Annotated in this window: 18 protein-coding genes; 4 read left to right on the forward strand and 14 right to left on the reverse strand. The window is 56.0% G+C overall.

Annotation, left to right across the window (positions count from 1 at the left end):
• Positions 1-92: 92 nt before the first annotated feature.
• The gene (locus B0T39_RS23025) at positions 93-374 is read left to right on the forward strand and encodes a hypothetical protein (RefSeq protein WP_081550858.1); all 282 of its coding nucleotides are present in this window, start codon (positions 93-95) and stop codon (positions 372-374) included.
• 48 nt (positions 375-422) lie between these two features.
• Here the strand turns inward: B0T39_RS23025 and B0T39_RS23030 are convergent, their stop codons facing one another.
• Positions 423-2,021: a DNA cytosine methyltransferase gene (locus B0T39_RS23030; protein WP_217806325.1), complete on the reverse strand. Its 1,599-nt coding sequence runs from the start codon at positions 2,019-2,021 to the stop codon at positions 423-425.
• On the opposite strand from B0T39_RS23030, the gene B0T39_RS25990 reads away from it, so the two are divergent.
• A complete protein-coding gene (locus tag B0T39_RS25990) occupies positions 1,983-2,252 on the forward strand; it encodes a hypothetical protein (RefSeq protein WP_217806326.1) in 270 nt (89 codons plus the stop codon). The two genes, B0T39_RS23030 and B0T39_RS25990, sit on opposite strands and share 39 nt — an antisense overlap.
• A gap of 163 nt (positions 2,253-2,415) precedes the next feature.
• On the opposite strand, the gene B0T39_RS23035 is transcribed toward B0T39_RS25990, so the two are convergent.
• On the reverse strand, positions 2,416-3,405 hold the full coding sequence (locus B0T39_RS23035; RefSeq protein ID WP_081550862.1) for a DUF5131 family protein: 990 nt from the start codon (positions 3,403-3,405) through the stop codon (positions 2,416-2,418).
• Between the two features lie 167 nt (positions 3,406-3,572).
• On the opposite strand from B0T39_RS23035, the gene B0T39_RS25355 reads away from it, so the two are divergent.
• Positions 3,573-3,803, forward strand: coding sequence for a hypothetical protein (locus B0T39_RS25355; protein WP_141111377.1), 231 nt, complete (start codon positions 3,573-3,575; stop codon positions 3,801-3,803).
• Positions 3,804-3,931: 128 nt separating this feature from the next.
• Here B0T39_RS25355 and B0T39_RS23040 read toward each other — a convergent pair whose 3' ends face one another.
• The 12 genes from B0T39_RS23040 to B0T39_RS23095 form a co-directional block, all read right to left on the reverse strand.
• Positions 3,932-4,444, reverse strand: coding sequence for a helix-turn-helix domain-containing protein (locus B0T39_RS23040; RefSeq protein ID WP_081550864.1), 513 nt, complete (start codon positions 4,442-4,444; stop codon positions 3,932-3,934).
• Positions 4,445-4,455: 11 nt separating this feature from the next.
• Positions 4,456-4,740, reverse strand: coding sequence for a hypothetical protein (locus tag B0T39_RS23045; RefSeq protein ID WP_081550866.1), 285 nt, complete (start codon positions 4,738-4,740; stop codon positions 4,456-4,458).
• Positions 4,737-5,057 carry a helix-turn-helix domain-containing protein gene (locus B0T39_RS23050; RefSeq protein ID WP_081550868.1) on the reverse strand — a complete coding sequence of 107 codons (321 nt, stop codon included), beginning with the start codon at positions 5,055-5,057 and terminating at the stop codon, positions 4,737-4,739. The genes B0T39_RS23045 and B0T39_RS23050 overlap by 4 nt, the downstream gene beginning before the upstream one ends.
• 188 nt (positions 5,058-5,245) lie before the next feature.
• Positions 5,246-5,686, reverse strand: coding sequence for a hypothetical protein (locus B0T39_RS23055; protein WP_081550870.1), 441 nt, complete (start codon positions 5,684-5,686; stop codon positions 5,246-5,248).
• Positions 5,687-5,833: 147 nt separating this feature from the next.
• Positions 5,834-6,067 carry a hypothetical protein gene (locus tag B0T39_RS23060; RefSeq protein WP_081550872.1) on the reverse strand — a complete coding sequence of 78 codons (234 nt, stop codon included), beginning with the start codon at positions 6,065-6,067 and terminating at the stop codon, positions 5,834-5,836.
• Positions 6,068-6,069: 2 nt separating this feature from the next.
• A complete protein-coding gene (locus tag B0T39_RS23065; RefSeq protein ID WP_081550874.1) occupies positions 6,070-7,806 on the reverse strand; it encodes an AAA family ATPase in 1,737 nt (578 codons plus the stop codon).
• A 3-nt stretch (positions 7,807-7,809) separates the two neighbouring features.
• Complete coding sequence (locus B0T39_RS23070; protein WP_141111378.1) at positions 7,810-8,847, reverse strand: recombinase RecT; 1,038 nt, start codon at positions 8,845-8,847, stop codon at positions 7,810-7,812.
• A complete protein-coding gene (locus B0T39_RS23075; RefSeq protein ID WP_081550876.1) occupies positions 8,844-9,659 on the reverse strand; it encodes a PD-(D/E)XK nuclease family protein in 816 nt (271 codons plus the stop codon). Before B0T39_RS23075 ends, B0T39_RS23070 begins: the two co-directional genes overlap by 4 nt.
• Complete coding sequence (locus B0T39_RS23080; protein WP_081550901.1) at positions 9,656-9,853, reverse strand: hypothetical protein; 198 nt, start codon at positions 9,851-9,853, stop codon at positions 9,656-9,658. Before B0T39_RS23080 ends, B0T39_RS23075 begins: the two co-directional genes overlap by 4 nt.
• 45 nt (positions 9,854-9,898) lie before the next feature.
• Positions 9,899-10,195: a hypothetical protein gene (locus B0T39_RS23085; RefSeq protein ID WP_081550903.1), complete on the reverse strand. Its 297-nt coding sequence runs from the start codon at positions 10,193-10,195 to the stop codon at positions 9,899-9,901.
• A 234-nt stretch (positions 10,196-10,429) separates the two neighbouring features.
• The gene (locus tag B0T39_RS23090) at positions 10,430-10,747 is read right to left on the reverse strand and encodes a hypothetical protein (RefSeq protein WP_081550905.1); all 318 of its coding nucleotides are present in this window, start codon (positions 10,745-10,747) and stop codon (positions 10,430-10,432) included.
• Positions 10,748-11,623: 876 nt separating this feature from the next.
• Positions 11,624-11,851 carry a hypothetical protein gene (locus B0T39_RS23095; protein ID WP_081550907.1) on the reverse strand — a complete coding sequence of 76 codons (228 nt, stop codon included), beginning with the start codon at positions 11,849-11,851 and terminating at the stop codon, positions 11,624-11,626.
• 866 nt (positions 11,852-12,717) lie between these two features.
• Here B0T39_RS23095 and B0T39_RS23100 point away from each other — a divergent pair.
• Positions 12,718-13,473, forward strand: a complete 756-nt coding sequence (locus B0T39_RS23100) for a helix-turn-helix transcriptional regulator (RefSeq protein WP_081550909.1) — start codon at positions 12,718-12,720, stop codon at positions 13,471-13,473.
• The last annotated feature ends 489 nt before the right edge of the window (positions 13,474-13,962 follow it).

Below are 13,962 nucleotides of genomic sequence, written 5' to 3' on the forward strand. Positions count from 1 at the left end.
GCCTGGTGCATCGTGCAGGTGTTGCGGGTTCGTACGTATCTCCAAAAGTGAATGCCTCTCCTATCATTGATCTTCAACCACAGGAGATTGATATGGCCGATGAAGAGAGGAAGGCGAGCAAGGCAAAGTGCAATCAAGACCTTAACTACATAAGGTCTGAGCTTGAAAAGATGAGCGAGAAAGCTGACTTCGCGGACGTGGTAGATCGGATCGGCAACATTAGCCAGTCCATCATGATGGAGGTTGGCGGAGTGGCGATCCCTGTGCCGGAAATAGAGCCAGGTAGATTTCCTTACCCGAGCTTCGGGAAATTTACGAAGGAATACACAGAGCGCTACTTGAAGGAAGTCCAGACTCACTTAGACTTGCTTTAGCCCAACTCTCTCAGCCAGTTGATCGGAGCGCCTGGCGGGTGACGGCGCTCATGCTGTTGCCTGTACAGAGAGTGCGACCGCCACCGGGCGAACCCAGATCGGCGTAGCCGAAAGCACGAAGGTTTCACCGCTCCATGCCAGAAGCAGGGTTGTGCCCATCACCTCCGCGATTGCGCACGCCGCCGCCGGCGGTACAGCATTGCCAATGCGTTCGCGCCAAGCGGTATCACTCAAGCCGTCTAGCTCCAGGTATTCCTCGGGTTCGACCAGGCTCTGTAGCGCGGCGAGTTCAAGCGTGGTGAACGGACGGTGCCAAGTGCCATCCAGCGCGCGGATCACACATTGCAGTTTCTCGTTCGGCTCCGGCATACGTGGATCGGCGACGCTCCAGCGGCCATTGTCGTGGCCAGCGGCTGCCGATACTGCCCCACTGGACTGCTCCCACCCCAGCACGCCGTAGTGGCCGCCTGTCAGATAGTTATCGCCCTTCTGGCGGCTATTCAGCGCGGTACGCGGGTCAGCGATCGATAGCCAGCCCCCTTGAACGCCTTTGCCGCCGGCGATCACCGTATTGGAATGCTTCTCCCAATTCATCACCGAGAGGTTGTTGCTGTGGCGGTTCCAGTTCGGGCGCGGGTCTGCTACGGCTTGGCCGCCGGAGCTCGGGCCGTGGCCACCGGTTACGACACCGGAAGCCTGGTCAAAGCTGACGACGCGGAACACGTTGTTATGGCGCAGCTCGGAGAAACGCGGGTCAGCCACCGAGAACGAGCCTTGACCTGGCGAGCGCTGACTGGTGACGACGCCGGCGGTGTCCTGCCAAGGGATAACGCCGAACTGGCTGTATTCCTGGCCTTGATAGCGTGGATCGGCGACTGAGAAGGCACCGTTTGTAGGCCCGCTACTGCCCGCGATCACGCCCATGGCGTCATCCCAACGGTTCACGCCCATATATCCGGCATGGTATTCCGGCACCAGTAGATAGTCGCGCAGGTGGCCGTTCTCGACAGCCAGTTTGTTCAGGCTGCGCCAGTCGCCACCAGCTTCGACAAACGCGAGGCGCACCCACGTTTTCCACTGCAGAGACGGAACGCGGTGCATAGGGCCACCAACAAGGTCGCCAGGCAGCGGCATGCGGCCGAGTACGGTGCCGACGGCCTCCAAGCGCTTCTTAGGCGGTTCATAGAGGAAGGGCGGCACCTTCTCGATGTGGCGTGCCACCAGCAGGAAACGCTTGCGGCTCTGCGCCAGGCCGCCAATCTCTCCGCAGTCATGCGTCGTCTCGGCCACGGCGTAGCCATAGGCGCGCAACAGATCGCCGATCTGGTCCAGCAGATGGCGCCCGCGGCTGGCAATGCGCGGCACATTCTCGAAGACGAAAAGCTCGATAGGATCATCGGCGTAGGCCTCCAGCGCTAGCCAGATGCCGCGAAGGGTCAGGCGGTTGAGGGCTTGGTATTTCGCCGTTCCGCTCTTGGCCTCGCTCATGAGCCCGGAAAGACCCTTGCACGGCGCAGAGATGAAGAAAATGTGCGGACGCTCTCCGCCCATGGCGCGCACGATGTCGGCCGGCATCGCTTTCCGCCACTCTTCAGGCGGCTGGCGTCCATGAAAATCGATGTACTGCTGGCGGTCGAAAAGGTCCATCACTGTGCCTGGGACACCGGCCAGTTTGTTGAAGTCGCGGATTGCAGCCGGGTCAACATCGATACCGCCAATGCATCGGAAATATGCTTGAAGGTTGCCGACGCGAGGCTGAGCGGCATTGAATCCCTTGGCGGCAGCTCCTGCACCACAGCAAATATGGCCGTGCCTAACTTCGATTTTTTGGGTCATATGAGGGCCTACAAAAGCGAAGCCGCCTCGGTGGGCGGCTGATGGAGTTGCTGTCTAAATTTCTGGCGGGTAACTATAAGAAAGACAGTCAAAAAAAAACCCGCCAGTAGGCGGGTGTGATCCCTTATCTAAGGACGTTAGCGGCGTTGAGCGGCTAAGAGTTCTTCTTCAATTAATTGCTCACGATGAAGGTAGACGCCCTCGATTAGAGGGATTGAGACGAGGCGATCGGATACCCGTCGTGCTGGGCGCCGTCGAGTAAGCGGCCGGCAGCTTTCTTGCCGGCGTGAGCCATTTGCGGGTTGCATTGCCCCCACGGGAAAGAATGGAGCTGGAAACCAGCGACTGCGCCGGCGATGTGCAATTCCTTGCTTGGTACCCACTCGCCCCACTGCTTGAACAGAAACGGCACGCCGGAAGCTTGGCACTGGTCGCGCAGGCTACGCGCCCAGGCTGGATGCATTGGCCGGGCGTGCGGGCCGCTCTCGCCGCCGACGACAACCCAATCTATCCCGCGGCCCGTCTCCCATTGATCCCGGCCGGTAAACACACAAGAACCCAGGCGATGATGGATATCCACCGAACCGAGCAACGGCTCGGCGCTGATCCAGCGCACCGCCGCTGGAGTCTGCAGCAGCAGCGGGATGCGCTCGTCTGCTGTGGCCTGGTCCTCGATGCTGACGCCCAACCAGATGTTCGGATAGGGGTAGCGTGGCCCGCAGGTGTCATAGCCGCCGCGACCATTGCTTGATGGCTTCCATTGGATGTTTTCGGGCATGTGGCTGGAGATTCGGTCATCGTCGAAGATAATTGCCCCTTCCGTAACCCACTGGAAGAACTCGTGCATTCGCGCGGGCTGCTTGGTCAGAACCTGATAGGTGTGCCTGCTCGTGACGCCCATTACCCAGAAAACAGCGGCAATAAACTCAAATGGCACGTCTCGATGAAATAGGTCGGACATGCTGTTCACGAAGATGCGCCGAGGGCGCGCCCAGCGGAATGGCTGCCCAAGTCGTTCCGGGTGGCACATCACATCCGTGAATTGGCGGCCGTGGTAGATGGTGTTCGGCATGGCCGAAAGGCGCGCCCAGTCGCGCAGCGCGTAGCAGTTCTTGCAGCCCTGGGATACCTTAGCGCAACCCGTTACTGGGTTCCAGGTTGCGTCAGTCCATTCGATTTTTGTTTTGTCGCTCATTGCGAATCCTTAAGAGCAAAAAAGAAAAACCGCCTTGTGAGGCGGTTTTGTAATCGGTAAATCACCATCAGAAAACATGACAATGGTGTTGTCTGAAGCTTTGGGAGAGTGATAAATTGGGAACGTCTTGTCATGTCAGTTCATTCCCCGTCACCCATGGAGGCTCTATGGATACCCGAGTTGTTTTGCACTACAAGAAGATTCAACCGAACTTGGCTAATGGAGAAATTTACATTGCAAGGGAAGGGGTGCTTGACTTTGACTCCATAGAGGAAGCTAAAGAGTACGTTCAACAACATGGAATTACGGCAGCTCAAGTCAGTGGTGCTCAGGTCGGATCTGAGTTTTTTAATGGCCGAGATTGGATAGAGCAAAGGCTAGCTAAACAGGTTGGATAGAAAATTTACGCCGCCTTCAATCCCGCCGCCGGCGCAATGCATTTGGCTAACTCCGCGCGCTCCTCTGGATTGAGCTCTAGTGCCAGACAAAGGCCGCGATTCAGATTACGTGCCTGGGCCAACTGGTTTTAAAGGTCTTGGAGGAAGGCGAGTTCGTAGGCCAGCGCCGGCAACTTCGACTCCAGCCATTCAAACAGGGGAATACCGGCGGAAGAAGAGTAGCCCAGGATTGAAGCGGTACCTTCCATTTGCCCCAGCCGGTTGAACTGCTCTTGACAAAGCTGCAATGCTTCTTTTGCAATGCCGGCTTGCTCGTCACGATCCTTCTCGGCTATGGCCAACTGTTGATTCAGATCGGCGATCTGGCTCTCCAGCTTCTGTTCCAGGCTGGGCGAGGTCGTTGGTTCTTCTTCAGGAATGCTTGTCTTAGCTTCAGGCTCAATTTTCAAGTAGATATGATTTTTGGGCTGGAAGAGGGTTTGTTTTCCGACGGTGACTTGGCTGATGCTCCCGGCCTCCGCCAGCTCACGCAATTGACGGCGAGCTTCCGTCCGTTCAATACCCATGGCATCGGCCAGAGCTTGCATTGAGAGAGGGGTAGGGTGGTTTTTCAGAACGTCAATGATGGATAGCTGACCCATGGTGTTTGCTCCTAGGGACGTCCGTTGATTTCGATTTCATAGAGTTCCGGCAAGCTTGCATTGATTTCGCGCTCTGCTCGGGTTTTGAGGTTGGTGATGACGATTACACCTGGACGTCCCCAGCCGCGGTGTCGCTTCACTTGCGCAGTTATGGTGGCACGACCAATTTTGGCTTGAATGATGGTTCCTACCGGGTACTCGGCTTCAACTGCGTCGCAGACAGCTTGCTTGGCGGTCTCAAGTTGTTGAGCCGCCTTCAAGGTGTTTTCGCGTAGCAGAACGCTTTTAACGCTCATGGCGCGCTCTCCTTGCTCTTTGCTTGTGCGGCTGTTTGCGCTTTTACTTTTTTGCACAGGCTTTTGTACAGATTCGGCTCAATTGCTTTCAAGTAGGCCACAATCTGAACGTCTCCAGCTTGTAGCTCCGACAGGTCAATTTGTTCGATGTGGACCAAGCGGACAAGCTCGCGTACCGGCTTGGGCATGTTGCGGCCGCTTTCGTAGCGGCTACCGCCTGACTGGGTGACGCCTACGCGGCTCCAGAACTCTTGCTGGTTCAGTCCGAGCTTGAGGCGGATTTCACGAGGCAGGGGAATGATGGCGAATGAGGACATGGTAGCTCCTAACTTCTACTGGCTGGGTGGCGGCTGATTGATGGGCGTGCCGGGGTTCATTCGGCGCCAAGCTTGAATATCGGCTTCATCCATTACGGGCAGCTCCAATGACAAGACCCGCTCATGGCGGGCCTGTTTTTGTAGTGCGGCGCGGATCCACATTCGGCGCCGATGGGCTTGGACAGGTTTCATGTGGCGTCTCGAAGCAGGTCAAGCACGTTGTTGCGGCTGGAAGCCGACAATTTGGCTATGGCCAGCGCATGGTGAAGTTCATCTCGCTCTTTGTCGCCGGCCTCAAGCTGCCTATCACGCAGCTCAACATCCTGACGCAGCGCGGAGTTCTGACTTTGCAGGTCGTCGAGATCAGCTGCCATCCGTTCGTTAGCTTTCCGCTCAACTTCAAAATCAAGCGTCACTGCCGCCACTTGGGCCTGGGCATGAGCCAACTCTTTCTGAGATTCTACAAGCGCTGAAAAGTGGCTGGCGGCGTTAAGGCCGGCGGCAAGAAAACTGCGCTCCAGGGCGTGCTTCTCGGCTTTTAAGGTACGGATTACGGCGCGCATCCGCTCTATGTGTCCGCTGTCGCTGCCGTGGTCCTGCGGTGTCATGTTGAGAACGATGAAGGTCATGATTTTTACTTTCCCAGCGCTTCCGCGGTGAATTGAAGAATGAGGAGCAATGAAACGACGGAGACAGCGCCTGCAGTGGCGCCCAGTCCAAAGAAAAACCCGTCCAAAATTCTTGCTAGGGCGGGGCGTCGGATTGGGGGGGATTTGTCACTCATACGGCTCCTTTGTCTTGATGGCGGCAATGCGCAGTAGCTGATGGCGATGCAATATGTTCAGCAACATGTCCTGCCCGTAACGTTGGTAACGGTTGGCCATGTCCTCAATGAACGGCTCCTCCCAGTAGTTGCCCGCTGCGTTTGCCTTGGCTGCGCGCAACAGTTGGCGGAACTGGTCTGCGGTGTAATGCAGGTGTACCGGAGTGCTTATGGGTGGGCGGATCATGTTCACGCCGCCTTTCTGTCTGTACGGTTAGGCATGACTTCGCCGTTTTGAAGCCATATCGCTTGAACGATCTCATCGCTGGGTGGGGCGGCTTTTAGCGTGCCGAAGACCAGGGCTGTGTCGATCAGCTCATCAAGGCCTTCCAGCATGTCCAGTAACTGGTCACGTCCGGCCAGCGACAGCACGTCAAACCGATCCAGCAGTACCAGGCGCAGCCCGCTCAGGATTGCAAGCGAGAGTGCAATGACACAGTCAGCGCGCCATTGTTCGGATTCGGACAACAGACCGTACGCGCGACCATCGGAGGTGATTTCCATGCTGTGGCCGATTTGGACTCGCGGCCAGCAGGCCATTTGCGACAGCTGGAACAAGTGGTCATTCACCGGCTGCAGGGCATCAGCCAGAATCTCCGCAGGGATGCCGTCCGGCGCCATCGCCTTGGCGATTTGGGACCAGGCTTGGACGTCTTCGTGATGCTGGGCGGCGGCATTGGTCTTTGATTCGGCTTCTGCGGCGGCGCGCTGTTGCTTCCTCAGCGCCTCAAGTTGCAGCGTCAAGCTTTGACGTTTCGCTCTCAGCGAATTGGCGAGTTCTTCCTGTGCGCGCAATTCGACATCGTCCGTGGGCTCCGCTGAGATGGCCTGGAGGCTTTCCAACTGAGCGGCGGCGGTTTTGGCGTCTTCAATTGCTCGCCTAGTGTTCTCCGTGGTTCGCTGCATCAGCGCCAACGACTCAAGTGCTTGTGGCAAGCCGGCGAGGTCGTCTTCGGTGCCACGGGCCAAAGGGGTAGCCTCTGCAAGGACACCGTCGAAATTGACCAACATGACGCCGCAGCAAGGGCAAGGCAGTGCTGCCTGGCTTAGCTGCGAGGCCTGCAGCAAGGCGACCCTGGCTGCCCAGTCATCGCGTTCGGCTTCATCTCGCGCTAAGGAGGATTGCAAGCGTTCAAGCCTGCCGGCGCGCTCTTCCAGCCCTGTAACTTGATCTGCAGCTAACTGCAGCGCTTGTCGGCGCCCTTGAACTTCCCCTAGCTTGAGTTGGACGTTGCCAAGCTCGATTTCGATTGCGTCGAGCTCTTGCTCACTTTGCAGCAAGAGGCTTTCATCCACCGGCCCGTCGGCTTCCGCTTTCCAGTCCTCGGACTTTTTGTCCCCATAGTTCTCGCCGGCAATGGCCTTCCAAGCTCCACGCGCTTCTGTCGCGCGGCGCAAGGCGTCGGCCTCGGCGGCGGGAAATCCCGCACCTATCAGCGGCAATATGGCTTCGATGTAGCGCGAGTCTGCGCCTCGCTCGTCCAGCAGTTGTGCGACGCGCTCTTCGTCGATGGAACATCCGGTCAGCTCGAACAAAGCGGCTCGCCGCTCATCCGCAGTTGCCATGGCGAACGCCGCTGGGTTCAGCACATACGGCAGCGCAGCGCGCATGGAGTCGATATCGTCGGGCGCGGCGCCGCCGCTGAAAATCACTTTGCCGCTAGGCAACTTCAAGGCGGCGGCGCGGCCATCGCTGAACTCAACATGAATTTCGCCGCTCTTCTGTCCTTCTCGCAGCAACTGGGCAAAGTCCTTTTTCTTGCTTACGCGGGAGGCGTGACCGCTCAGGGCCATGGCAATGGCCTCGCACATGCTGCTCTTGCCCGCGCCGTTGTCGCCGGCGATCAGTGCGATGCGTGTTGATAAATTAAGGGCTGCATGGCGCAGCCCCTGGAAGTTTTTGATGGTGACGGAGGATATCTTCATGGTTTATTCCAGATTTCGCCGTCGGCGCGGGGTGGTTTCTGCTGAGTCCTTGCTGGTGGTGGCGTTGGAAATGGCGGAGGCAACGATGTCATGGTCTTTTTGAGCAAAGCTGCGAGCTAAGTCTGCGGCTTCGTCGTAGTCGCCACGCTTGACCGCTGCCAAGGCATCTTCCAGCCCGAACATGGAGCCCATGCCAGCATTGGGTAGCGGTTTGCCGGCCTCGATCTCGCCTTCGGAGGCGTTGGAAACCTCTGGCGCGGCCAGAGCGGATTGCCGGTTTTCGGGCAGGGTCTGTTCATCATCGAATTCGGCACGAACAAAATCACCGTCCAGGATGAGGCCCTTGCCATTTTCGTAAGCGTGCTCGGCATTCAGCGCATTGGTCAACTCAATGGACTTGGGCATGTACTTGACCACCTGCAACAAAGGCACTTTTCGCGCGTACATTTCAGGGTTTTCGTAGCTGTAGTGCGCCTTGCCGACTTTGTTGTACTTGTCACGGTGCTTCCAAACACGTTGGATCGGCCACACATCGATGACAGGCCAGTCGCTGCCATTCACGCGACCAACCGAGTAGACATGAGACATGGCGTCGGGCTCGTCTTCTCCGCATGGGCGATGCTTGATGTATGGAGAGTCACCCAGTGCGAAGTCGAACTCGTCGCCGGCAAAGACGGCGCCGGTCCAAACCGTGGCGCGCCCGCTGCGGGACACCAGGTCGACCAGGCCTTGCCAGCCGGGAATAAACTGCGCCTTGCCCTTATAAGGCACCAGATAGCCTTGGCCGGAGACGCCGATTTCCAGCCCCATCTGCGAGGCAATCACGACGCTGGCAAAAATTGAACGCGGATCGGCGGTCTGCAATTGCCGGTTTTGACTGAAGGCGGTCAGCGCCAGCCGTATCATTCGATCAGAGTTCAAGTGTTTCGGCAGCGCCAGTGCCAATTGGCCTTTATTCTTCTCGAAAAAGGCCATGAGGCTTGCTTGTGGTGATTTCTGAGACACAGCGCCTTTTTGCTTCAGGTCTTGAAGTGACGTCATTGGGTATCCTTGAATTTGCATACCTTCCAGCGTGCGCAATATTTCTCGCTGCATAGTTGGCTGCTGGGGTTGGGAGGGAAGAGGCCACTCTTGAACATCTCTGCGGCGTACTCCATCAGGCCGGGCTGCTCGGCCGTGCCGATCAATTGCTCACGCGCGCCGACAATCTGGCCGGTGGCCACCTCGGGGCTGCCTTTGGTTTTCAGCCCGATGATGTCTGCAGGAAGCGTGACTTCCTGGCCGGTGGTGCGCTCAAACAACAACTCGTAGGTTCCAATCTGCGCCGCGTGGCCTTTGGTCTTGGCTCGGCCCTGGATGACGGCATTCCCTCCACTCTTCAGGTCGCAGAGTCCGGCACCGCCGGCGCCATCCGTGCGCGCCCGGCTGCGGTCCAGCGTGCCGCGGATTTCGATCACGATTTGACTGCCGCAGTCGATCCGCCAAGGCGTCACTTCGAGCTCGACGGCAATGAAGGTGTAGCGGGGTGCGATTTCGAGGCAGTAGCGGGTCAGCAACTGGCGGCCGATGATTTCAGCCTCGCGCCGATTTAAGTCGTCGGAGCCCCATGCGACTTCCTGCGTAGGCGAGGTCAGTTCATCGACCAATACCGGCACAACGTCGAGAACACGTATTTGCTCGCCGCGCATTACTGATGAATCATACGCAGCGGTTGCCGCGTGTAACGCCGTGCCGAGGAGAGCGCGCGGGCTGCTGGGAAGCCACATTCCCAGGATGTTGGAGCCCTCCCAGCGATGTGCGCAGTCGAACAAGCCGGCCCAGCTGGAAGCGCGCACTTGAAAGGCCGCATTCACTGCGTTGAATCCGGGCTGGTGTAGGGATCCTCTCCGGCAAGTTCACGTTCCAGGCGGCGTTGCCATGCGTCATCCCGTCGTCGGCGCAACTCAGGAGAAACTGGCTCGGGCTGAAAGTGCGGAAGCAACTCGCCTGCTCGTGCCTGTTTAGCGATTTCGAGGTAATCGCGCACGATGGTGTGGTGGCTGATCATGACTTTTCCAAGAAAATTAATAGGTGAAGTTTTTGGCGGAACTGCTTACATCTCGGGCTTTTGTATGGCCTCCAAGTGAGCGCGATACACCGCGTCAATGATCCCCATGTCTGTTAATTTCCAGCGATTGAATTCAAGGCGGGCGCTGGCATGCATGGTCAGCGTCGGCTCTAACGGCGCGGCTATCCAGCCGTTGGGCATATAGACCCATTGGCCATGTCGTGAGCTTGCGAGGATGGCTGCCTGGATACGGCGAGCGGCTGCCTGTTCTTCTTCTTTGCACATCGGAACATCCAAGGCATGAACAGCAATTTCCGCAAGTTGGAATAGGGCGTTTTTCATGATGGGATCGCCATGGTGATTAAAACGATGGCTACAAAGATTGCGGCCATCCGGAGCAGGTAGATGGCAACGGCGCGGATCATTTCCTGATTCGCTTCCAGCCAAAAATGAGGAAGCCTGGACGAGCTTGGGCGGCGCGCTCCAGAGCAAGTTGGAGTGTTCTGGCCAGTACCCCGAGAGCCAGGCGGCGACGTGTCCGCGGCTGTTGCATGTCGATGCGGAAGGCCTTCATTTTTAGGTCTTAGCGAGGAGGGCGGCGTACATGGCCTGGAAGACGGCTCGTACATCATCGCCGTTCAACTCTAGCCACTCTTCGTAATCCTCAAGCGGGCAAAGCGTCATCATCGCGGCGCGCATCATGGCCTCGGTTGGCTCCGGCAACATAGACTTCACTCGCTCGGCATGAGCCTTGAAGTTGGCTGCGTTGATGTTCTCAAGCGATGCCGCTTTGATGATTGCTGCATTTTTATCTGAAGCCCCAACGGCTTCAACTCGCAGCCAGGGTTGTCCGCGTTTGCCGCGCGGCTCGAAATCAACATTCCATTCGTGCATGTGGACTCCAGGAAAAAAATGCCCGGCTGAGGGCCGGGCCAAGTCGGGGTATTGTTGGCGGCTAGCGCCGAGGTGGCGCCTCATAAACCCATGCCAGGGGCACGCTTGCTACTCACCAACACAAAAGCGGGCCGGGCTTGATACCGGCTGTGGACTAAGATCGCTGCGCCACTCGGAGCCGTTCTTAACGGGGCGCCATGGTTTCCATTTCATGGCCGGCATTCAGACGTCAGAGCGTTTCCTTCAACGCCGCCGCTTTTGTGTTGATGCCGGTCTTCCCCGGCTGCCAGTGCAACGGTAGCTTTGAGTCGAACTTTCTTGCACATTCCCGACTTGAAACTGGGTTGATGCTTTATTGGATATAGCGTTCGAGATCATGGTATTGAGCGCTCAATGGCGCTTTGAATTGGCCGTAGAAGCGATAGCCGCGGTCAGAATGTTTGAAAACCTTAAATAGTTGGGTTTTCCGCCTGTTGAGATAGACGGTTCTGATGTCCTCGAAGCGATAGAGTGGAAGCATGGGGAGCTCCTTGATGGAGTGAAAGGGAAGGAAAGTGACGGCTTGCCCGTCAGCATAGAACGCACCGCGCGCGCCTTCGGTGATGTCGGTGATGACGCTCGAGCCGGCGTTATACTCAGGCTACTGTCGCCTGTTTGCTACTCTGTGTGCGTGGCAAAACGGCGGTTCCAGCGCTCAACCAGGGTGAAAGCTTTCTTACGACACTCTACCCAGCGCACCGGTTTTGTCTCGTCTGTCTCTCCATCTGTTGGGGGCGGAAGCATTCTGCATTCTTGATCACTCCAAGTTTTCGAGATTGCATAACCATGGCGGGGAGAGTGGCCTTCTATATAGAGTCTCATTTTGTGCTCACTCCCTTATGCGTGAACCGTATCCCATACAGCGTTTGCGGCTGCTATCCGGATCTCAGGATGTTTGGCAATATCGGATGCGGCATTCGCTAGCCGCCTCATTTGCTGCAAGTGGCGTTCTATGGCGTGTTCCAGTGAGTATCCCTTTTCAGTCCATACACTCAGGCAATTCAGAAAGGCGGCGCAGTCTGCTTCACTGACGCGCATCATGTCGGCAAGTTCTTTGATTTCCATGCCAATCTCCTAGAGGGTGGGAATGACGGCTTGCCCGTCAGCAGCGCGTGATACCTACGCACACGTGGCCTAGTAAACGTCCGGCACCCGACAGCACATTGAAGCGGACCGGCGGCATCCCCCGGCTTGACATCGTTAAGTCGTGGCGTCGGGACTTGAACCCGCTCGAACGTGCTTAGTTGCCACCCCAGGGCTCTCCACCCCAGGACTGCGCATCGCCACTGCGCGCCGCTTCAATATGCCGCTTCGTTAGAAGCGGCTGCCGGGTACAGCGTCCGGCGCCGGTTGGGCAATGATCGTCCGGCTGATTGTGCTGCGATGTAGTCGTATCAAAGGCTGATTGAATGCGTTCTGCCGCTCGCCAGGCGGCTAGTCTCCGGTGCGCCGCAGCGCCGCCTGTGGCCCGGTACTCGCCTGTCACTTCCACCGTTCGCTTCCGTTGCCGGTCGCCTGGTCGTAGTCGCCAGTGCTGCAAGTGCTTCTGTTACTCGCCACCTGAAGCTGGGCGTTTTCCGGCTTCATTCGCAGCCAACAAGGCTTTGTCTACCGGTCACAGATGATCGCTTCATCTGACTTGCTCTTCTTCCTTGTCTGGGACAACCGGGGAGGCGTGAAGCTGCGCCCGGGGCTCTGGTGGCCGTATCGCTGCAAGTTGTTAGAGATCGGTGCGCGGTGTTGCGCTGTTGGAAGTCATTACACCATATGGTGTTTGATATGACAACACCAAAGAGTGTAATTTTGGAGGGGTGTGTCATTTTTACACCAACTGGTGATCAACTTAGGGGAGGGGGGAGCCGCTCTTTAGATTTGTGGTGTTAACAAGACTAACCTAATTAGAATCGTCCTTTTTTAAGGAATGATTTGATATGGAAAATGGTGTGAACGCATCGGTTCTTGAGTTATTGAGTGATTTGTCAACTATTAATCTGGGGCAGTTGGCAGTTCTTCAGCGGGAGCTATTAAAAGTTACAGATGAAAATGATGTGAGAAACTTCCTCACACTTTTGCGAGGCTTTTTACCTGGGGAACCGCCGTTGCTTTTGGCAAGGGTGGATGCAGTCACGGATAAAAAAGATGCGATTGTGCCAATAAATTTAGGCTGGAAAGCTGAATGGATCGAACTTTATTGGGAAAGAAACTACTATAAAGTAGATCCAATAATTAATGGTGGTGTCAATAAGCCAATATTGTGGTCACGTGATATATTGGGGGTAGTTAGGCCAACAGCAGAGTTAAAATGTTTTCAAAAAGCATGCCATGATCACGGCATGTCGCACGGTGTTTCATATATTGCGGAAGTTAAAGGTGGGCACAAGATTCTGATATCGCTGTTTGGGAAGGAAGTCGAAGAGAGAATGCAGATACGAAAGTTACTAGAGTATTTGCTGCCCGTGATGGCTGAGATGACAGCGAGGGCACTAGCACAGAGTGGCTGGATGGCTAAATTAACATCTCGTGAACGAGAAGTATTTAACTTGGTTGTGGCAAAAGGATGTACTTATAGTGAGGCTGCGTCTGAATTAGGTGTAAGCTATGGAACAGTTAAAAGTTATATGCAACATCTCGTAAAGCGTAATGGATTCAAGAGTTTGACGCACTTAGCGTGGTGTTGGGGGAAGTAGCGTAGTTTTTGTTGTCTTATGATGTCGTTGTGATAATAGGATGATTTGGATAATTAGCTCAATGGCTAATTTTTTCTGATGAGTAAAGCCGGTATAGTCATTTGGCTAGGTTCAGCTGGGCGGCTGGCAGGGCGGCAATATGCCGAAGGGGAATTGTTCTATATGGAACTTTTGCAGGGGCACCCAGCTTATTATTCTTATCATAACAAGAAAAATTTTGGTTCCGAGGAGTGCTTGCTATGCCAGAGCGTATATCTAAGGTAGACAGTAACTTGTCTATTGAGATTTGCCAAAATGACTTTTTAGTAAAATCGGAATCAACCTTTGTGTTTGTGACTAATGAGGGAGGGGTTTTGAAAATTTGATCTGCTCCCCTTAGGCCTTACCAATCAAAAGTAGAGAGAAGTCCGTCACTGAAGGAGAATGACGGACATGAAGAAGAGCAGATTCACCGAAGAACAGATCATTGGCTTTCTCAAGCAGGCCGAA

This window comes from Chromobacterium haemolyticum (assembly GCF_002081825.1).
Lineage (GTDB): Bacteria > Pseudomonadota > Gammaproteobacteria > Burkholderiales > Chromobacteriaceae > Chromobacterium > Chromobacterium fluminis.